This is a genomic window from Paenibacillus qinlingensis, assembly GCF_013204845.1.
Lineage (GTDB): Bacteria > Bacillota > Bacilli > Paenibacillales > NBRC-103111 > Paenibacillus_E > Paenibacillus_E qinlingensis.
On the sequence record NZ_JABMKY010000002.1, the window covers coordinates 752,711 to 771,577 of the forward strand.

The following is an 18,867-nucleotide window of genomic DNA, read 5'->3' on the forward strand; positions in this document are numbered from 1 at the left end:
GGTTTCCCCCTATCTAATGTAAACATTTGAGATTCGATGAACAATTTCCTCTTGAATTTGATCTTCTGAGTACCCGAAATGTCGAATCATATCTCCGAGCAGTGCTATTTGTGTCATTAACCCAGCTGCTTTCGAATTTTGAGTAGTAAAGTCTCTACTTCCTCTCATCATGTTCCACATTCCTTTAGTTAATCTAGCAAGTGTTTGGAAAGCTTGATCTACTTCGCTCTTTCTTATTGCATAATGATGACAGGAAAAGCATTTCGCTTCAAATAAACATGCTCCCTGAATGAGACACTTACCTACACCTGTTGGTGCAGGTAAACCATAGTTTGTAAAAAATTCATCTAAAGTAATTTCTTCTGATCCCAGTGCCTTTATCAACTCATCTGGTTCAGATTGATTATCGGTAAGTGCTTCAAAAATACGCCAAATAAATCGACCTGCAATTTCACCATCTTGATACTTCTTCATTGTTGCGAATAGCAAGGCTTTACGAGAGAGATTACTTCTTAGGTAACGACTTAACATCGCTTCATTTTCGTGCCCTGCAGCTAATCGAGCTAAAGCACTACTTCCAGTCTCAATCGAAATATGTGTTATAAGATAGTGTCTATATCCGTGAGCCTTCCCTTTTTTATCTTTATGTCCAATAAATTCAGCGATTTTGTCAAAAAACTTATATATTTGCTTTTCATTCAATAGCCATGGAAACTCTTTGAGCTGAAACAAGTGAACATAAGAGGCTTCTGCCCTTTCATTCCACATCGGACGTAATTCATTTTCCATTGCTCTCTTCTTTAAAAAGTTTAAAGCCATTAAACCGCTAGAATCTAAAATTGGAAACTGACCATTTCTATGCTTAGCCTTCTCAATACCCGCATGAGGACTGTATAAACCAATTGCAGCTGGTGCATTTGGTAGAGGTAATACACAATCATCGACTTGCAAGTTAAGCAGATACGTTTTACGTACCGGCGAAGAAGCTATAATTAACCAAAACGCACGACATAATGCTTCTAAGTCGTCCTCAGGTATATAATTTTCAATCGCTCCCTTCATAAGTGAAGGAAATTCAGGGTCATCAAATGCTAAACCGTCGCCAGCATACGTCTCTCTTTGAGCCTCACGATGTATACCTGAATACACATCATTTGGCCAGTCCAATTGTTTCGGAAAAAAGGAATTCAGACCAATTCCCCACAACATAAATGCTTTGATAAAGCTTAAGCTATTGCCGATGTATTTGTTAGAGTATTTATTACCTTCATCATTTCGCGAAAAATAATCAAACAAATCTAGATAGTCTTCATAATCAAGAAGAGAAGCATCATGCTCCCTACGTTTATCAAGCCAAGAATAAAATTTTAATAAAGCTGCTCCAGCCTTACGAATATAGTAATCTAAAGCTTCTGAACGCATCAAATGCTGACGATACTCTTCTGACACATTACCCCATACGGGATGTAAACAACATTCATCAAAATATGTCTTATGTCTTCTCTTCCCAGGTATTTCTGAATGTCCCAACTCAAAAATTAGATCTTTTAAATTCTTGACATTGTAGCGTTGATCATTTGGTCGCATCAGATCTGCTAGAGCTACTTCATCTTCTGTAAATTGTTTTAACGGCTTCATGACACTTATCATATGAATAGCTAGTTTGTTCAACAAACCTTTTTTAGAGCAGCTATCCTTACTTCTTATAAAGTCCTCTTCAGAATTCGAAAGCAGTCCTAACTTTACAGGAAAATTAGCAAGGTTTACACGCCCTCTTGTAGATAAAAATCTAATAATATCTGTACGTCGAGTGAGTGCCTCTTGATCATCGCCATTGCAGTAGCCAGTATCCCAAACCCAGAAAATAATGTACCAGAGCTCATGAGAACCCCCTACTCGAAAGGACAATCTTTGCTCAGGTTTGATTGCAAGCCAATCATGTGGGTTAGGATAGGTGGCTTGAAGTTGAATTACAGCATTCTTCATTGGAAAAAATTTTTGTGCCACATTATTTAATTTGAGTGTTTCTTTCAGAAATCTGCGAAACGCAGCCAAGGGAACCCATTCTAATGACACTAAACTTCTTCCCCTTTACTCAACATTGCACGCTCTGAAATATCAGATTGTTCCTTGTACAATTTACTCATATGCGCTACTTCACCCTTTTCAATCTCTGTATTTGTTTCTGGAATCCAATGAATATAACTATTTTGCGTTATTGTTACTGATGAATGCCCAAGCCATTTGCTAATCTCCTCTATTGGTCTGCGATATCTAAGGCACAAAGAGGTTGCAAAAAGGTGTCTGAAAGTATGAGGATAATAAGATCGTAAATCCATTAAATACTGAGAATTTCCCCATAATTTATTGGCTAGTTTATTAAATTTACTGTATACTCCCTTTTCACTTAATGGATTTCCTCTCGAATTATTAGAACCCGAAACAAACAAAAAACCATGATCTTTTCCATGGTTATGCGACATCAAGTCACTTCGCTGGACAAGTGCCCAGTAAAGTATATCTGTAAACTGATCTTGTGTAGGAAAAGAAATTTCATCTCCAGAGTAGGGATCAATTGCCTTGTGATTTATTAACGGTACTTCTCTTTGCGACGCTTTCGTTTTCCACCCAGTTTTTATGACCCAGTTTCCATGTAACCCGTTCTCTTGAATGAATGTTATATTCCCACGCAAAGATAAAACTAATGCTTCTCTTGAGCTATGATACATATCAAGATTGGCTGGGAGAGTAGACTCATCAATTTGGATGTTAGCTGCTTCCCCAGGTCGTAAACCAAAGTATCTTAAAATAGTGAATAAAAGAAGGTCTTGTGCATCTTCATAAGGGTTCAAAAATCTGAAGAAAATATTCGCTTCAACTTCGCTTATAACCTCAGAACGATCAATTGGCGTACCTTGACGACCCTTTCCACCGCTTGGACCTGCAGTTCCAGAGTCACGTGCTAGATTCTCAACATCAAAAACGATGCGTATTCGGCTACCCGCAGTACCAGATATCAAAGAGTAGCTTTCTCTTATTTCTTTTCTAGGAATTTGTTCTATAGGTAAATTCTCATACCGCTTTGTACGGTCTCGTAAAAATTCCAAATAAGCACAAGCTGTGTATAGGACAGGTGCAAGTGCACCTGGAGAATATTCACACCAGTCTGCTTTCTTAAGTTGGTTATGATCACTTCGAACTGCTGGCATTACCTTCCCCTCAGCCATTGCATACTTATTGAGAGGAATACTTTTTAACATTGACCACTGTATACTATGATTTGAACCCTTTAATTCTGAAAATGGCTTATACCCATTTGGTATACATCGCAGATAATCAGTAAACCCTAAGAGAATTACCTCAAGTGGATAAGTCCCACCAGACTTTACTGGTATATGATGTATAATTTCCATTTCGTCTTCTAGCAACCAAAACATTATAAAGTCTAAGAACTTCTTTAAATTACGAGCGTGTCCCTCTACTGTTTTAATTTGACACTTCTTATCATGTAGCTGACTCAATAAAAATGTAGTTGATTCATGATGCGTTTTATGATCTGGTCCACATATGGCAATGGCATTGCTTCCTTCTACTTGATGTACGTAATATAAACCATTTATTTGAAGCGACTTGTAGTATCGGGCATAAGAAACTAATCTAACTGTTTCAGTCATTAATGCCGCCCTATCCAAGAGTTCTTTGTATCCCAATCCCGGTCCCCCTTTTGTATCATTATTCATTATATTGTATATAATAATTAGGTTATACTATATTCAATCTTATTTTCATTTACATATTCTCCCTTAATTCTACACAAAGACTTAATTTCTTACAACAATAATAAACCCCTTCCGTAAGATAACAGAAGGGGTTTCTAAATATTTCATTGTCTACTTCCCATTTGCTGCCCTTCTCGCCCCGCATCGCACGCATTAACGAGTTGATTGCATTTCTTCGCTAATTCCGCTATCACCTTGAGCTGATCATACGTACGCGGGTTAGGAATTAACTTAAATTCAGAAGGGATAATCGGAAGATGATTAATATTCCACTTTTTATATTTTTCGTCATAATGATCCGGTTCCGCCAGCTCAATCAAATGTCCGATTGCCCACGTGATGATATATTGCTCACCTTCTAGATGAGACCTCATATTTTTGGCTTTTGGTTCTATTGCGGCAGCTATGTTTCGGCCCATATCGGGTTTTTCCGCAATAATTAATGTCTTCAACCACAAATCGCTCCTATCATATGATTTCCGAAGTCGAACTAGAAATCAGATTCTGTCGATTCAGTGTATCCCACTTTATTATCGCCTGCAATATCGATTGCGTGAATTATGTCTTTTGGCATAAAAAAAAACCTCTCACACCACCATCGGAAGTGGAATAAGAGGTTTACATGAATGGATGGAAATCTTGTTGTCATGGCAGGTCAGTCGTATTAAACCAACTTCCCATTCCAATAATAACTATCTTCCCGATATACCTTGAAAGCAATTTCAACCTCAGGAATCCCGAGTGATAATATATGTTTAGTCAGGACCTCCGCATAGGCATCACGAACTTCCTGCCCACGCTCGAACCAGCCAACTTCAATAAAAGGATAGGTCGTACAGATCTCACCTTGGAAAATGGAGACGACCTGCAAACATTCCAACATGAAATTGTCTGTTCCACAAGAGCAAACATCAGCTAATTCCGTAATCAGCGCTGCACTTATGGCCTGGATTTGAGGAACACTAATCCCTCTTACTATCATATGAGGCATAATGGAAAGCTCCTTTGCGTACTGGTGCGATTAAGCTCTCATTAATTCTTTTATGGTTTGCAAGGAAACCCCTGTTTGATGGTAAATTTCAATAATTGTCGCGCGCGGATGCGTTCGAACAAAATCTTTTACTTTATTCGATTCGTTCAAAACAAGCTGCGAACAACTTGTACATCTTGCTACCCATTTCGTGAGGAACAATCGCCCACATGTATCACAATTGCAAAGTAACATTCTTACACTCTCCTAGAAAACGTTGAATGACCTGTTCTTTAAGGTCATTCGTAGTAGCTAATTGTTTTCTGGGGGTACATCAAAAAATAGGAGCTAACATGCCGACTATTCGTCACCAACCTGCCAACCGAGCACAAAAGCCTCCCAGCGTCTCTCCTCTGGAAAATCAACTAGATTGCCAAAGTGTCTTCCTATCGTAACATGCTGCGTTTCATGAGCTTTAAGTGCAGCAGCTTTAACGGACCATAACTTCTCGGTATCCACCAGAATAGAAGGTTGAAGCCCTTGGGCACGCAGCAGCGGTGAAAAGGCATAATACAATTTCCTTACACTTGGACAAGCTCCACTGTGTACAGCCGCAGTAGTCGCCTTGGAGATCGCGATATGGTCACGATGTCCATTACCGCCATCCTCTGCAAATGTGTAGACATTCTCCACTTCGTGATGCTGAATAAACGTGATAATCTGTTGCACGAGCGTTTCGAAATCAACTTCATCCAACTGACCATCAGGCCAGCCTAAATGCTCAACCGCTGAAATCCCTAAGATTTCAGCAGCTGCAAGCATCTCTTGTTCTCGTAGTTCCGCTAATTCTTGTCGATTATTCGCACGCTCTAACCCTTGTCTTCCCGCATCGCCACGTGTGGCTAGAAGTAAGACATTGTCTTCTCCAGCATCAGCTAGACGGCGAATGAGGCATCCGCTTAAGAATGTTTCATCATCAGGATGGGCATAAATAAACCCGTTTTGGGACCCCATTGCACGTCCACCTCATCTTTCATTTATGCTAAAACAGCTTCAATATCGGCACTAATGTCCGCAGGTTCTGTACGCGCACTATATTGTTTAATCACATTTCCATTCGCATCAACTAAGAATTTCACGAAATTCCATTCAATGTCGCCAGTAGCATACGGCTCAGGCGTATGACTTAACAAATACGTGTATAATGGATGAGCATGCTCACCTTTTACATCGATTTTATCAAATAATGGGAATGTCACTTGGTAGTTAAGCTCGCAAAACGCTTGGATTTCTTCATTGGTCCCTGGTTCTTGACCAGCGAATTGATTACAAGGAAATCCAAGTACGACCAACCCTTGATCTTGGTATTGCTCATAAAGCGCTTGAAGCCCTTTATAATGCGGTGTAAGTCCACAAGCACTAGCAACATTCACAATGAGAAGCGTCTTCCCTTTATACGCTGAAAGTGTTTGTGTTTCGCCTGAAATCGTCGTTACTGCGATATCATAAATAGACATGAATCCCTTCGCCTCCATTATTTAAAATGCATACTTCCTGAGTATACCATTCCTTTCCACAGAAGCCCAAATGTTCGCCAATGATATTCCCGAATCACTTTCTATCTCCCGCTAGGTGTGTTATAGTGTTTACCTGTTTATGACAAATCAATAGACAACATCTGATCTTAGGAGGTAACTGATCTTGGACACAAAGACTCAAAGTGCCTATCAAGAAGAACTTCAGCGGCTTGAACAAACGAATAAGGAAATCGATAAGCAACTGGAACGCCTTAGAGCAACTCCGGTTTATTACGGTCCTGATTTAACAGAGCAAGCACTTGAAGTTTTACGAGAGAACGGCAGGCACAATTTAACCAAAGCCATCGACGAACCCTATTTCGGTCGCCTTGACTTCGAAGAAACTGGTACCGGTTCACCTTCACCACTTTATATTGGTAAAGCAGGGGTAGAAGATGAGCGAACAGGTCGACTTCTCGTCATTGATTGGCGCGCGCCAGTAGCTAGCCTTTTCTATTCCTTCACAGGCGGCTTGGACGCAGCTTCTTATGATTCGCCGGATGGTATCATCGATGGCTTAGTCTATTTGAAGCGAAATCTCGTTGTGCGCAAGCAAATTCTCCAGCGTGTTGTTGATACATATGACCGAAATGAAGACTCCCTCTCTGTCGGCGACGAATTCTTGCTATACCGCTTAGGCGAAAATAAAGATAATAAGCTGCGCGACATCGTCTCCACGATTCAAGCGGAGCAAGATCGGATTATCCGTGCAGCGAAGAATACCGCACTCATTATTCAAGGGGTCGCAGGAAGCGGTAAAACAACCGTAGCACTGCACCGCCTCGCCTTCCTTCTCTATCAATACCGTGAACAAGTTCGGGCAGAGCGTATGATTATTTTCGCACCCAACTCCATGTTCTTGGACTATATCTCAGGTGTGTTGCCAGAGCTAGGTGTCGGCAATATTCAGCAGAGTACGTTCACAGATTGGGCACTGGATGTGCTCGATCATGAAGTGCAAATCGCAGATCATGAGATGACATTACAACGTTGGTTTGCTCTCGGAAGCAAGCGGCCTCCAGTAGATGACCAAGCGCCAGGACGTTTCAAAGGTGCTATCGCTTTCCAAAACTACCTGGATGACTGTCTCAATCGTCTTGAAGCCACCTATGTTCCTACTGCGGACTTCTCGCCTTGGGATGGCGTCAAACTTCCGATTGCCACCATTCGCGAATGGTTTTTCGTCGAGAATAAGCATTATCCGATGATTAAGCGTCGTGAGCGCGTCGTTGCACGTATCAAGCGTTGGATGGAGATCCAGCTTGAGAAGGTGTGGGAGCAAAGCTTGAAAAAAGAGCTGAAGAAGAAATCCGCTCAAAAGCTGCGAACCTACTTGACAGGTTGGCCTGAGTATACAGCATTTACATTCTATAAAATGCTGTTCACCGACAAAGGGCGATGGGACAGCTTGCCTGCAGATCTGCTTCAGAACATACCAGAGTCCATCGTCACTGCATCGGCAAAGCTTTTCAAAAAGAAGGAAGTTGGGCTCGAGGATCTTGCTCCCCTCCTCTATATTCATACACGGCTCCATGGCATTCCGTCGGATCGCTTATTCGATCATGTTGTTATCGATGAGGCACAAGACTTCTCACCATTCCAAGTTCAGGTGTTAGATGCGTACACACGCAACAGCTCCTTTACGATTTTGGGTGATTTATCGCAAGGGATACATGCTTATCAGGGCATTCAAGACTGGAAGGAATTTTCCAGTCTATTCCAAGAAGAAGAAACAGGATATTTTGAATTGGAGCGGAGCTATCGTTCCACGATGGAAATCATCCAGTTTGCCAATTCGGTGCTCCAACGCGGCGTAAGCAATCCCTTACTTGCCGTTCCCGTCTTCCGCAGCGGGAATAAAGTTCGCATCTTGCAAACTTCGCTCAAGGAGCGACTGCCACTGGTGCAGAAAGCGATCAAAAGCTTGCTAGCTGGCACCTCCAGCACGGTCGCTGTCGTCGCACGCACCGAGAAGCAAGCCCAAGAGTTGCATGAAGCTTTGACACTCGCGCAGATCGAAACGAACCTAATCACATCCAAACAACGTGTTTATCGTGGTGGCATATCAGTGCTTCCTGTTTATTTGACCAAAGGCTTAGAATTCGATGCCGTTATCCTGATGGACGTGACAGATGAGCATTATGAAACAACCCTCATGGATGCGAAACTTCTCTATGTAGGTTGCACACGCGCACTGCATGAGCTATGGCTGATCGTGACAGGAGACATTTCGCCGCTAGTCACAATCGATCAACCGGATATCACAACGACGGAGTTTCCGAAGTAAAGCAAAGACAATAAAGACACCTATCTTCCGATCACTTATATCGATCGGAAGATAGGTGTCTTTTGCATAGCTTAGTAGGCGACTAATACGCCACCTTCACCAGCATAGGTGCCAATCACTGTACCCATATTGGAGAACAGTACATGGCGGAACGGATGCTTTTCTAAAAGCTGAGTCATGAATTCGCGCGCTCTAGCCTCACAATTGCTATGTGCGATAGCAATCACATCCTTCTCGTAATCATGTTCCTTATCACCAAGAAACGAGAGTAATCGCTTCAATGCTTGCTGCGAGCCGCGGATTTTCTCCACAACCTCAATTGCACCCTCTTCGCTTGCTTTCATCAGAAGCTTTATATTCAAGACAGAAGCCACTGCGCCGCGCACCCGATCGAGCCTTCCTCCTTTAATGACATTTTCCAAGGTATCTAAGAAAAAGAAAGTCCCTGAGCTCGGTACGGCTTGCTGAATGGAAGCTGTCATCTCTTCATAGGACATACCGCTTGCCACCATCTGAGCTGCTCGAAACACAAGTACGCCTAAACCAAGCGAAGTTGTTTTGGAATCAATGACCTCGATGCGGCCTGTGAAACCATCTTCCAGCAGCATTTCTTTTGCCATGACAGCATGATGGTACGTTGAGCTTAACGCCGATGATAGACACAACACAAGAATATCTTGATCAGGACCACCCTTCTGATACTCACTTAGGAAGTGCCCAGGTGACGGGCTTGAGGTTTTCGGCAACACGCTCTCCCGCTTCATCCTAGCGTAGAAGTCAGCAAGATCCATATCTGCCCGCATACATTCCTCGCCAAATTGAACAGATAAGGGAACGATGCCTACTCCTATTTCTTCAATAGTGCTTCTCGATAGGTCGCAGCTGCTGTCCGTGATAATCTTGATTGTCGTCATGGGTGTCCACTCATTTCTTATTTTTTGGCGAAAACAATACCTAGCGTATGTGGTCCGCAGTGGCTCGAAACGACGCAACCGGTTTCCGTCAAAAATACGTTTTTCACATTGGTATGTAATTCAAATTGTTGTTTTACAAATGCCGCTTCTCATAAGCCTGCGCATCTGTGATGAACATGAAATCCGTATCCATGTCATCTTTAAAAGCCAGTGCATTCTCCAAAAGTTGATGGAGCGCTTTCTCCCGTTTACCTTCGGCTTTCTAATGCAGCTTGCGCCGCCTTTACTACTAGTACGCCAATACCTGTTGATAGGTTTCGAGAATCGATCACCCTAATTCTACCAACCGGGAAACTCCCAGCGGCGATCATCCCATTCTGGATTATGATTCTTTGCCCCATATCTGTGACTAGTATAATAGAACTAAAATGAAAGCTCAATCCTACAATTTTAGACAGCATTCACCAAAATTCGCAGAACAAACAAATAAAAAATGATTTAATTCCCTATGATTCTATGATATGTTAATATTTGTAATGGTATTTTTACCCAATAATACAAAGGAATGGTGAAAGATGACTCGATTATTAATAAGTAAAAAGAAACTAGTAACTGCCGCTATTGTAGTAGGAGCAATTGCCTCCGGGGCAACCACCGCTCTTGCAGGCATTACTACTTCCACGTACACGTTAGATTCAATGGTATCTACACCAGGTAATTACGCGTGGTTAGGCGATGCGACAGGCACATACAATTGTCTCGCATATGCACTTGGCAATTATAGTTCGTGGGACTGGCCATGGGGATTGAGTAATCCGGATACTTGGAAGGCAGACACCTATTTAAAATCAAAAGGATTCGGAACTAGTAAAGATTTCAACAGCACGGATGTTGCTGCTTATGAAATAATTTCATACGGAAACATTTATTCCATTACGCATTTCAGCAGGATTGCAGCTTCGAATTACACCAATGCCAAGTGGGGCAATTATGAGCTTCTTCAAAGTTATGGCTGGCAACCCTACAGCAGTACTTACGGACCCGCCGTCAAAAAATACGCACACTAAGGAGAGGTGATATCCATTGAAAAAAATAATAACCTTTTTATCTTTATTTGCTTGCAGTTTTCTACTCGTATCCTTTTTAGTGAATAATAAAAACGTTTCTGCTGCTGAGAAACAAATCAACGAAAGCTTCGCTGCCATATCCGAACAAATAAATAAGGAAATTTCTTTACAATCCAACCTCTCATTCAGTTCGAATCCCTATGACTACATCAAACAAAATAAGGATTTTGATACCATCATTGACCTAGGTAACTATGCACTCCCCTACTTAGATAAAAAATTAGCTAACAGCAAGCAAAACGGCTTACAAGAATACATCACAGCAATAGCTATCGAACGAATTGCAAAATTAGATTTAAAAGAAAATGAAAGTAGCGCATGGGAAAACGGAAAAGGTTTTTCTACAAAATGGAACCTGTATCTTGCATCCATCCCTGCATCCGTCGATGCTATTCTAGCTGATAAACAATCCAATTCTGATGATAAAGTAAAGAAGCTGATTAAACTCGGAACACCTGCAATTCCATTCATAGCTGATAAAATTGAGCGTGGCGATGAATTTTTATTCCCTGCATTGATTGCCTTAACGAAAGGCGATGCAAATAAAACCGTTGCTGATGAAACCATTTCTAACAAAAAAGAATGGGTAACTGCTCATAAATCGCAATACAATAGTCTGAAAGAATACGTGCTGCAGAAATAACGGTATGCACTCACCAAGCATCACATTAAGATGAATCCCTCTTAAGCTTTCAAAGCACTTGTGCTGCCAATCGCAGCACGAAGTGCTTTTTTTTGCTAGAATCCGTATATCGTCATGCCACCATCTACAAACAACGTTTGGCCTGTAACATAGTTCGCTGCATCTGAAGCGAGAAAGACCGCTGGCCCAACTAGCTCCTCCAGTTCCCCAACACGACGAAGTGGTGTCCGTGCGATAATTTCGGCTAAATAATCCGGCTGATTCAGTATTTTTTCTGTCAACGGCGTTTTGAAATACCATGGACCGATGCCATTGACCAAAATGCCATATTTCCCCCACTCAAGCGCGAGCACCTTGGTCATTTGAATCATCGCTGCTTTTGTTGCAGCATACACGACACCTGTTCGCAACGCTACTTGACCTGCGACTGAAGCAATATTAATGATACGTCCATATTCACGCTGCTGCATGTGGCGGCCAACAATTTGTGAACATAAGAAAGCAGATTTCAAGTTTGTCTGCATGATTGTGTCCCATTCCTCGTCTGTGACGGCCAACGCTTGACTCCGGATGTTCATGCCAGCATTATTGATGAGTATATCTATGCGATCTGTCTCATTGATGATAGCCGAAACCGCTGCCTCAATTTGTTCACGATTCGTAACATCAACAGTAAACGGGTAGGCTTGTCTACCTAAAGCGCGAATTTCACTTGCCACTGCTTCCAAATTGGAAGCCGTTCGAGCGAAGATCGCGACGTCAGCCCCCGCTTCAGCTAAGCCAATAGCAAGTGCTCGTCCAATGCCTCTCCCGGCACCGGTCACCAGGGCAACTTTTTTATTCAGTTGAAATGAAGGTAAATACATCGTTTCATCGTCCAATCTATATAGGAGTCTCCATTCTGTTAAAGAAAGAAGGGGTGTATATGCAATATTCCATCAAAGAAGAGAAAGCCAATGCGATTACACACGGTATTGGCGTTGTACTCAGCATCATCGCACTCGTCCTACTCATCATACAAGCATGCATACAAGGAACTGCATGGCATATCGTTAGCTTTAGCATTTTTGGCAGTGCGCTTGTTCTCTTGTATACATGTTCCACGCTGTTACACAGCGTTACAGAATCGAAAATAAAAGATATTTTCGAAGTTCTTGATCACTCGGCGATCTACGTGTTAATCGCGGGGAGCTACACGCCCTATTTACTGGTTACCTTACGAGGGTCTCTCGGCTGGACATTCCTTGGCATCATATGGGGGCTAGCCCTCATTGGTATTGTACTGAAGCTATTTTATGTCAAAAGATTCGTACTCGTTTCAACCTTGTGCTATATCGTGATGGGTTGGTTGATTGTGATCGCGTTCAAGCCACTATACCTTCAGTTGCCGCTCGGCGGCATCATTTGGTTAGTTGTAGGTGGCTTATTCTACACACTAGGCTCGATATTTTATGTATGGAGGCGCATCCCCTATCACCATGCCATCTGGCACTTATTCGTGCTGGCTGGCAGCGCCTGTCATTTCATTTCCGTGTTTGGGTATGTGAGATAGCCTCATTTCACATGAACAACTGCTGCAGTTGCTGCAAGGATACTGCTACCTCTAATTGGTTAGCCAACCGTTCATAACCTAGATCATTTGGATGAATGGCATCCTCAGACAAAAATAGTGCCGCTTGACCAACGAATGCGTCGTAGACCTGCACGATTTGAATATGGGGCTGTTCTAGTTTACGTAGAAATAGATTAAAACGCTGTACCCAATAAGCAGCATCCGGAATTTGCGGTAATGGATTATATAGACCAATTAAGGCCAATAAATACGGGGTTTGTATACCTTGCCGCAGTCTTTCAATCTGAGCGATAAGTTTACGGTAGTTGGATTCGTACGTTTGCAAAGCTGTTTTGAGAACCGTATTATCGCCGTCATAAAAGAATGGAATTGCCGCTTGAATGAGATCGTTTCCGCCAGCTGTAATTGTGATGAGAGTCGCTTCTTGGATATCTTTCTGAAGCTGCGGATCAGATTCGATAGTCTCCAGCAATTGCGCAGTCGTGGCACCGTTGGTGCCAGCATGACGTAAGGAAACAGGTACATTCAGCAAACATTCCAACCTTTGTCGATACAGCGAAACGAAGCCTTGACCTTCCTCAGCACCATAACCAACGGTTAAAGAATCACCAAATGCCAAATATTGAATTCTTTTTTCCATCGCTATCCTCTCCCCTAAAGCGTGACGTATATTACTATATGCGCCACCGCCCAGTTTGGGAAGGGATACCTACAGGGGTTCATTCGTCGTTTTTTTGGCGCTTACAAGCTGATTTACATACTTTTCAATTTGTTCCTTCTCCGCATATGTGAATTGGAACTCACTGTCACAACCTTCATCATGCAAAACGATCTGTACAATCTCACCTTCGATATTGCAAATCACAAGAATAGATGGATCTAACAAGCCATCTGGAAGCTCTTCTCCATCTTCCAGCTGGATACCCAAATAAACGTCCTGCCACTGTCCGCGGCTCTCCTCTTCAAGAAAGCATAAACTAAATCGGTGTTCCTCATGCTCTGCCCCATATTTCATCATCGTTGCTTCCTCCAATTTCATATCTTCAAGAATGAGCCCTCTTTTATGCCCTGATGACTTTGCATTTGGTAGTTCTCGCTTCTATATACTACAATGGACTTAAGAACCATTCAACAAAGGAGCTTACAATGCCAATGAAATCAATTATCTCTCAAACCATAGAAACCAATGCCGCAAGATTTAAAGACATCTCTCGCTTTATTGGGGCAAACCCAGAGCTGGGGCATGAAGAATTCCTTGCATTCGCTCGTTTAACAGAAGAATTAGCCTACCACGGTTTCGCGATCGAACGCGGCGTTCTAGATATTCCTACCGCTTTCATCGCCACTTACGACTCAGGCAAACCAGGTCCCGTCGTTGCCTTCATGGCTGAGTATGATGCCCTTCCTGAGCTCGGTCATGCCTGCGGTCATCATCTCATCTGCATGATGAGTATAGGGGCTGCTATCGGCCTTAAAGCGGCCTTAGCAGAAACCGGTGGCAGCATACGCGTCTATGGCACGCCTGCGGAAGAAACCAAAGGCGCCAAAGTTCCTATGGCTGCTGCCGGGCTTTTCCACGACGTCGATATCGCACTCATGGCACATCCTTATTATAAACATGAAAAATCCGGCGAATCGCTTGCGATGGATGCAATCGAATACGAGTTCTTCGGCCGCTCCGCACATGCCGCAGCACAGCCATACGAAGGCATCAATGCCCTTGACGCAGTCTTACAGCTATTCAACAGCATTAATGCGCTGCGCCAACAGCTCAAGTCGGATGCCCGTATTCACGGTGTTATCAGCGAAGGCGGGAAAGCACCGAACATCATTCCCGATTATGCTGTTGCTAGATTTTACGTCCGCTCAGCTACACGCACGTACACAAATGAGCTCGTCCAGAAAGTCCTTCGCTGCGCAGAAGGGGCTGCACTTCAAACCGGCTGTACGCTGAAAACATCATTCTACGAGTACTCGTATGATGAACTTCGTACGAATGAAGCTTTGTCGAACGTCTTCACCGATCAATTATTCGAGCTTGGCATCCAACCGAAGGAAATCGAAATCGGCAAAGATCACGGTTCCTTGGATCTCGGCAATGTCTCAACGCAATGCCCCACTATTCACCCTTTCGTGAAAGTAGTTAATGAGCGACATTTGCTTCATACCAAGGAATTCCGTGATCTCGCCATGACAGAACCGGCTTTAGACAGCATGCTCTTCACAGCCAAGGCGCTAGCCTATACGGCCTATGAAGTACTCTCCAAACCAGCTTTATTAGCTTCCATAAAAGAGGAATTTGCCGCTGCGAAATGACCGTTCTTCCGCTCTTCTAGCTGTACAAGAATGGAGTAGAACATCACCATTCCAATCACACCGCTGACTGCGATCAACGAAGCCATCAGCCAGGAAGACAACATGCCGCCTAGGATTACGCCTAGACCACCTAGAAACGTAGCTCCTCTATATACCATGCCATATAAGGCCATATAGGAGCTGCGTGCATGGTCTGGTGCCAGGTTGCCCAGATAGGCTTGCTTAATCGGAACATACATCAGTTCTCCAACTGTGGCAATGAGCATCGACAGCAAAAGTAAACCTGGTTGATTGCTGTACGCTAGATAGCTGTACCCTGCGATATAAAAGGCATAGCCAATAAACAGGACTCGGCGTTCCGAAAACCTACGCATCAGAATCCCCATAAAAACTGAGAGAACAACCACGAGAACCGTGTTTTCCGTACGCATAAACCCTAACATTTTGAAACCGTCAATCCGCCATGCATCCGTTACCCATGGAAGGAAAGGCGTATCCACCATCTCTTTCCCTAAGCGAACAGCGACATAGTTCCCCAAATGAAATTCCACTGAAACCAATAATAAGGAAGCTATTGTGAAAATCAGAAACGTCTTATCTCGCAGAACCATGCGGTAATTCGCCCAAATGGAAGGGCTATTCTTCCTCGTCGTGCTGTCCATCCCACTTATTGGCGCTTTATAATCATCTTGAATAAAGATATAAGTAATCATTCCCGTTATTAAACCAATCACAGAAAGGGCAATAAATAATTCAAATAAATACGATTTAAACAAGAAAGCACCCGCCATTCCCGCGATTGCAAACGATAAATTATTTATCCAGTACATGATGGCATACATAAATTTACGTTCTGCAGGAAGTGTAACATCTAGGAGCATCGCTTCATTGGCAGGTCCATGGATACCCCAGAAAATGCTGACAATTATCATAAGTATGAAAGTGATGCCTGCCGACTCAAACCAAGGCGAATTCGCTGCCGCCATGAGAATGAAACAGAGCATCCAGCCAATTTCTGCGGCGAGCATAAGCTTTTTCCGGCCAAAACGATCCGAATAATAACCATCTATAATCCCAGCAACAACACCGGCAATAATGCCCAAAATAACAACCAATCCAGCCAGTGTGTCCCCTAATTTCCCCGAGAAATAAATCGACATAAATGGAAGCACCATATTGTTCGCAGTGCCCGATAGGAAGGATAGGCCTATTCGCAATTTCACATTACGATGAAAATCTCGAAACCTCATGCTGCCTCTGCCCCTTCTCTACAACTTTTCAAAAGTAATCAACAACTCTCTACTTTGTTAACCATAGTTCAATTAATAAGCAAAAAGAAACCATTAAGGTTTCTCGTTACTACGTAAGAATATAGCTACGCCAACTAATAGAAGACAACCCGCTAAAAGCTGCATCGTCGTAATCTTTTCGCCTAGTAAGAAATACGCCAAAATTGACGCTCCCAGCGGCTCTCCAAGCACGGTCATCGAGACCGAAGAAGCTTTCATATATTTCAGCAACCAGTTAAATACATAGTGACCGAAAATCGTGGAAACAAAGGCTAACAGGAAGAAGATCCCCCATTCCTTCCACGGATAACCCGTAAACGATTCGCCTGAATAAACATTCGTCACCGCAAGGGTCAACCCAGCGAAAAAGAAAACGAGAAAGCTATATACATAAGCCGAAATGCGTTCCCGCAAGCTTTTGCCAAGTAACATATGAAACGCTACAGCGATCGTACCTACGAAAGACAACACATCCCCCTTGAGTGCTTCTCCGGAAAATTGAAAGTCGCCCCATCCTATGCAAATGGCACCCACAATCGCGATACACATCGCAATCAATGAGGTACGGCTTGTCCGAACACCATAGAGCAAGAAAGCGCCAACGAGTACAAAAATCGGCTCAAGCGTCAAGATCGCCGTTGAACTAGCCACCGTCGTATATCGTAGGGAATCCATCCAAAATAAGAAATGCAGGCCAAGGGCAATACCCGATATGGCCGTGCGCAGCCAATCTCTCCCCTTAATCCTCTTAAATTCGTTGCGATAATTCCACAAGAAAGGCAGCATTAATACATTGGTCATAAATAATCGGTACATGGCAATGATGGAGGCAGAAGCGTCGGACCATTTTACAAATATCGAAGAAAATGATATCGCAATGATGCCAATTAACAGGTAAATCGGGATCGGTATTTTCGTTTTATTCATTGCATTCATAGATAGGTAACTCCTTACATGTGAACGTTTCCGTCATGTTGTCGTCCATAAGTATATAGGAGGATGTTTGGCTTGCCAATCTTTTTTTGACCGTCGTTCATTTAATGGACAGCATGAAAAGCCCTCCGTTTCACCTACATCACGTAGACAAAACGAAGGGCCCAATGTGTGACAGAATTAGTCCAGAACCGCGGACATATGTTTGTTCGTTACTGACCAGTGCGAAGTATTCCAGATGGACTCTTTATTTTTGAAATAAAGAATTTGCGGTGACGCATGCTTGATCCCTAGATCTTCTGCGATTTGATTCGATACTGGGCGTGATTCAATTACTTTCACCAAAAAATAATCAACAGCCTCGTTGTGTGTACCAGCCAAATATTGTTCATATTCATCAAGTGCGCTCGCACTTACTGGACAAGTTGTACTGTGCTTCAGAACGACAGCCGGCTTTTCGCTAGAACGATCAAGCACTTCCTGCCATTCAGTTAAAGTCGTTAACTCTTTCCATGCAGACATGTTTCACATCTCCTTTCTCTACTCTCTTCAAAATTATAAGATAACATATACGGTTATGCAACTAAAGAGCGTCCTTAACTCCTCTGTGCACACCTACCGAATCCGCCAACCCCTTGACACCATACCCAATCCAATCGAACAACACCTACAAAAGCAACCAAAACGACTCAATCACAAGCAACAATATCTACTAAAGCAATCGAAACTGACTCAACCACAAGCAACAATATCTACTAAAGCAACCAAAATTGACTCAACCACAACCAACAATAACTACTAAAGCAACCAAAACTGACTCAACCACAACCAACAATACCTACTAAAGCAACCAAAATTGACTCAACCACAACCAACAATAACTACTAAAGCAACCAAAACTGACTCAACCACAACCAACAATATGCAGCCCAGTCCCGGACTTTGTTCCCTCATTTGCTATACAACTTAATTCATCCTTATAGGGATAGCAGGTTTTAATTTAGGTGTGGTGGGTGTTTGTAGGGTTATTTGGAGTATTGGGTTTGGCGGGTATGGCGGGTATGGCGGGGGCTAGTTATATGGGGTACGGTTCGTGTTTTGGGGGTGTTGATTGTAGCACTGTTGATGTGTTAGGTGATTGTGCCATCCCGAAAACAAGTAATAACTGGATTTTGTACATCTATTTCGAAGAAATATTGCCGAAAACACGAAATAGATGTAAAAAATGTAGGTAATTCTCTCGTAAATGATTAAATCAATAATAAAGCTTGAAATTAACTGCATAAAATCCAGCTATTCCGATCTTAAGCGGAAATATGCAAGATTTACCTACATAAATGCTCTTCTGTCAAGAAAGTGGACGTCACTAAGTTATGCAACTTGCTGGTAGTATAGCTGCTCAAATTGCTCAGGTGACATGTAACCAATTGTGCTATTCGACCTTGTCCTGTTGTAAAAG

Annotated in this window: 17 protein-coding genes and 1 pseudogene; 5 read left to right on the top strand and 13 right to left on the bottom strand. The window is 42.8% G+C overall.

The genetic code is table 11. From position 1 onward, the window contains the following. Positions 1-9 precede the first annotated feature (9 nt). The 6 genes and pseudogenes from HQN88_RS06820 to HQN88_RS06845 all read right to left on the bottom strand — a co-directional run bounded on the left by HQN88_RS06820 (position 10) and on the right by HQN88_RS06845 (position 6,266). Positions 10-2,076, bottom strand: a complete 2,067-nt coding sequence (locus HQN88_RS06820; RefSeq protein WP_173109459.1) for a site-specific integrase — start codon at positions 2,074-2,076, stop codon at positions 10-12. Further along, on the bottom strand, positions 2,076-3,710 hold the full coding sequence (locus HQN88_RS06825; protein ID WP_173109460.1) for a tyrosine-type recombinase/integrase: 1,635 nt from the start codon (positions 3,708-3,710) through the stop codon (positions 2,076-2,078). The genes HQN88_RS06820 and HQN88_RS06825 overlap by 1 nt, the downstream gene beginning before the upstream one ends. A 182-nt stretch (positions 3,711-3,892) precedes the next feature. Next, positions 3,893-4,231, bottom strand: a pseudogene (locus HQN88_RS06830) (toprim domain-containing protein); the annotation flags it as partial. Between the two features lie 212 nt (positions 4,232-4,443). Further along, entirely contained in the window at positions 4,444-4,770 is a 327-nt protein-coding gene (locus HQN88_RS06835) for a DUF1904 family protein (RefSeq protein ID WP_173109461.1), read from the bottom strand. A gap of 339 nt (positions 4,771-5,109) precedes the next feature. Further along, positions 5,110-5,763 (bottom strand): PIG-L deacetylase family protein, encoded by a 654-nt coding sequence (locus tag HQN88_RS06840; RefSeq protein ID WP_173109462.1) that lies wholly within the window; start codon positions 5,761-5,763, stop codon positions 5,110-5,112. Positions 5,764-5,786: 23 nt separating this feature from the next. After that, complete coding sequence (locus HQN88_RS06845; RefSeq protein WP_171630695.1) at positions 5,787-6,266, bottom strand: glutathione peroxidase; 480 nt, start codon at positions 6,264-6,266, stop codon at positions 5,787-5,789. A 184-nt stretch (positions 6,267-6,450) separates the two neighbouring features. Here HQN88_RS06845 and HQN88_RS06850 point away from each other — a divergent pair, with 184 nt between their 5' ends. Beyond that, complete coding sequence (locus HQN88_RS06850; protein WP_173109463.1) at positions 6,451-8,613, top strand: HelD family protein; 2,163 nt, start codon at positions 6,451-6,453, stop codon at positions 8,611-8,613. 71 nt (positions 8,614-8,684) lie between these two features. Here the strand turns inward: HQN88_RS06850 and HQN88_RS06855 are convergent, their stop codons facing one another. Then, on the bottom strand, positions 8,685-9,527 hold the full coding sequence (locus HQN88_RS06855) for a DegV family protein (protein ID WP_173109464.1): 843 nt from the start codon (positions 9,525-9,527) through the stop codon (positions 8,685-8,687). Between the two features lie 575 nt (positions 9,528-10,102). On the opposite strand from HQN88_RS06855, the gene HQN88_RS06865 reads away from it, so the two are divergent. Together HQN88_RS06865 and HQN88_RS06870 are read left to right on the top strand one after the other, a co-directional pair. Further along, complete coding sequence (locus tag HQN88_RS06865; protein WP_173109466.1) at positions 10,103-10,594, top strand: DUF7689 domain-containing protein; 492 nt, start codon at positions 10,103-10,105, stop codon at positions 10,592-10,594. A gap of 16 nt (positions 10,595-10,610) precedes the next feature. Beyond that, on the top strand, positions 10,611-11,297 hold the full coding sequence (locus HQN88_RS06870) for a hypothetical protein (RefSeq protein ID WP_173109467.1): 687 nt from the start codon (positions 10,611-10,613) through the stop codon (positions 11,295-11,297). 95 nt (positions 11,298-11,392) lie between these two features. Here the strand turns inward: HQN88_RS06870 and HQN88_RS06875 are convergent, their stop codons facing one another. After that, positions 11,393-12,163, bottom strand: coding sequence for an SDR family NAD(P)-dependent oxidoreductase (locus HQN88_RS06875; protein ID WP_173109523.1), 771 nt, complete (start codon positions 12,161-12,163; stop codon positions 11,393-11,395). Between the two features lie 59 nt (positions 12,164-12,222). Between HQN88_RS06875 and trhA the strand changes: the two genes are divergently transcribed. Then, positions 12,223-12,849 (top strand): PAQR family membrane homeostasis protein TrhA, encoded by a 627-nt coding sequence (gene trhA / locus HQN88_RS06880; RefSeq protein WP_173109468.1) that lies wholly within the window; start codon positions 12,223-12,225, stop codon positions 12,847-12,849. Positions 12,850-12,856: 7 nt separating this feature from the next. Here trhA and HQN88_RS06885 read toward each other — a convergent pair whose 3' ends face one another. After that, positions 12,857-13,510, bottom strand: coding sequence for a GDSL-type esterase/lipase family protein (locus HQN88_RS06885; RefSeq protein WP_173109469.1), 654 nt, complete (start codon positions 13,508-13,510; stop codon positions 12,857-12,859). Between the two features lie 69 nt (positions 13,511-13,579). Continuing rightward, positions 13,580-13,888, bottom strand: coding sequence for a hypothetical protein (locus HQN88_RS06890; protein WP_173109470.1), 309 nt, complete (start codon positions 13,886-13,888; stop codon positions 13,580-13,582). Between the two features lie 128 nt (positions 13,889-14,016). On the opposite strand from HQN88_RS06890, the gene HQN88_RS06895 reads away from it, so the two are divergent. Continuing rightward, positions 14,017-15,186: a M20 family metallopeptidase gene (locus HQN88_RS06895; RefSeq protein ID WP_420794144.1), complete on the top strand. Its 1,170-nt coding sequence runs from the start codon at positions 14,017-14,019 to the stop codon at positions 15,184-15,186. Here the strand turns inward: HQN88_RS06895 and HQN88_RS06900 are convergent. From HQN88_RS06900 to ytxJ, 3 genes are all read right to left on the bottom strand, one after another. Then, the gene (locus HQN88_RS06900; protein ID WP_173109472.1) at positions 15,120-16,436 is read right to left on the bottom strand and encodes an MFS transporter; all 1,317 of its coding nucleotides are present in this window, start codon (positions 16,434-16,436) and stop codon (positions 15,120-15,122) included. The genes HQN88_RS06895 and HQN88_RS06900 overlap by 67 nt on opposite strands. 93 nt (positions 16,437-16,529) lie before the next feature. Then, entirely contained in the window at positions 16,530-17,411 is an 882-nt protein-coding gene (locus tag HQN88_RS06905) for a DMT family transporter (protein ID WP_173109473.1), read from the bottom strand. A gap of 177 nt (positions 17,412-17,588) precedes the next feature. Next, positions 17,589-17,930 (bottom strand): bacillithiol system redox-active protein YtxJ, encoded by a 342-nt coding sequence (gene ytxJ / locus HQN88_RS06910; RefSeq protein ID WP_068667191.1) that lies wholly within the window; start codon positions 17,928-17,930, stop codon positions 17,589-17,591. Positions 17,931-18,867 lie beyond the last annotated feature (937 nt).

What these genes read in the sequence shown, in the direction of transcription:
- HQN88_RS06835 (WP_173109461.1), bottom strand. Translation starts at nt 4,770, where the DNA reads ATGCCTCATATGATAGTAAGAGGGATTAGTGTTCCTCAAATCCAGGCC.
- HQN88_RS06840 (WP_173109462.1), bottom strand. Translation starts at nt 5,763, where the DNA reads ATGGGGTCCCAAAACGGGTTTATTTATGCCCATCCTGATGATGAAACA.
- HQN88_RS06845 (WP_171630695.1), bottom strand. Translation starts at nt 6,266, where the DNA reads ATGTCTATTTATGATATCGCAGTAACGACGATTTCAGGCGAAACACAA.
- HQN88_RS06855 (WP_173109464.1), bottom strand. Translation starts at nt 9,527, where the DNA reads ATGACGACAATCAAGATTATCACGGACAGCAGCTGCGACCTATCGAGA.
- HQN88_RS06865 (WP_173109466.1), top strand. Translation starts at nt 10,103, where the DNA reads ATGACTCGATTATTAATAAGTAAAAAGAAACTAGTAACTGCCGCTATT.
- HQN88_RS06875 (WP_173109523.1), bottom strand. Translation starts at nt 12,163, where the DNA reads ATGTATTTACCTTCATTTCAACTGAATAAAAAAGTTGCCCTGGTGACC.
- trhA (WP_173109468.1), top strand. Translation starts at nt 12,223, where the DNA reads ATGCAATATTCCATCAAAGAAGAGAAAGCCAATGCGATTACACACGGT.
- HQN88_RS06885 (WP_173109469.1), bottom strand. Translation starts at nt 13,510, where the DNA reads ATGGAAAAAAGAATTCAATATTTGGCATTTGGTGATTCTTTAACCGTT.
- HQN88_RS06890 (WP_173109470.1), bottom strand. Translation starts at nt 13,888, where the DNA reads ATGATGAAATATGGGGCAGAGCATGAGGAACACCGATTTAGTTTATGC.
- HQN88_RS06895 (WP_420794144.1), top strand. Translation starts at nt 14,017, where the DNA reads ATGCCAATGAAATCAATTATCTCTCAAACCATAGAAACCAATGCCGCA.
- HQN88_RS06900 (WP_173109472.1), bottom strand. Translation starts at nt 16,436, where the DNA reads ATGAGGTTTCGAGATTTTCATCGTAATGTGAAATTGCGAATAGGCCTA.
- HQN88_RS06905 (WP_173109473.1), bottom strand. Translation starts at nt 17,411, where the DNA reads ATGAATGCAATGAATAAAACGAAAATACCGATCCCGATTTACCTGTTA.
- ytxJ (WP_068667191.1), bottom strand. Translation starts at nt 17,930, where the DNA reads ATGTCTGCATGGAAAGAGTTAACGACTTTAACTGAATGGCAGGAAGTG.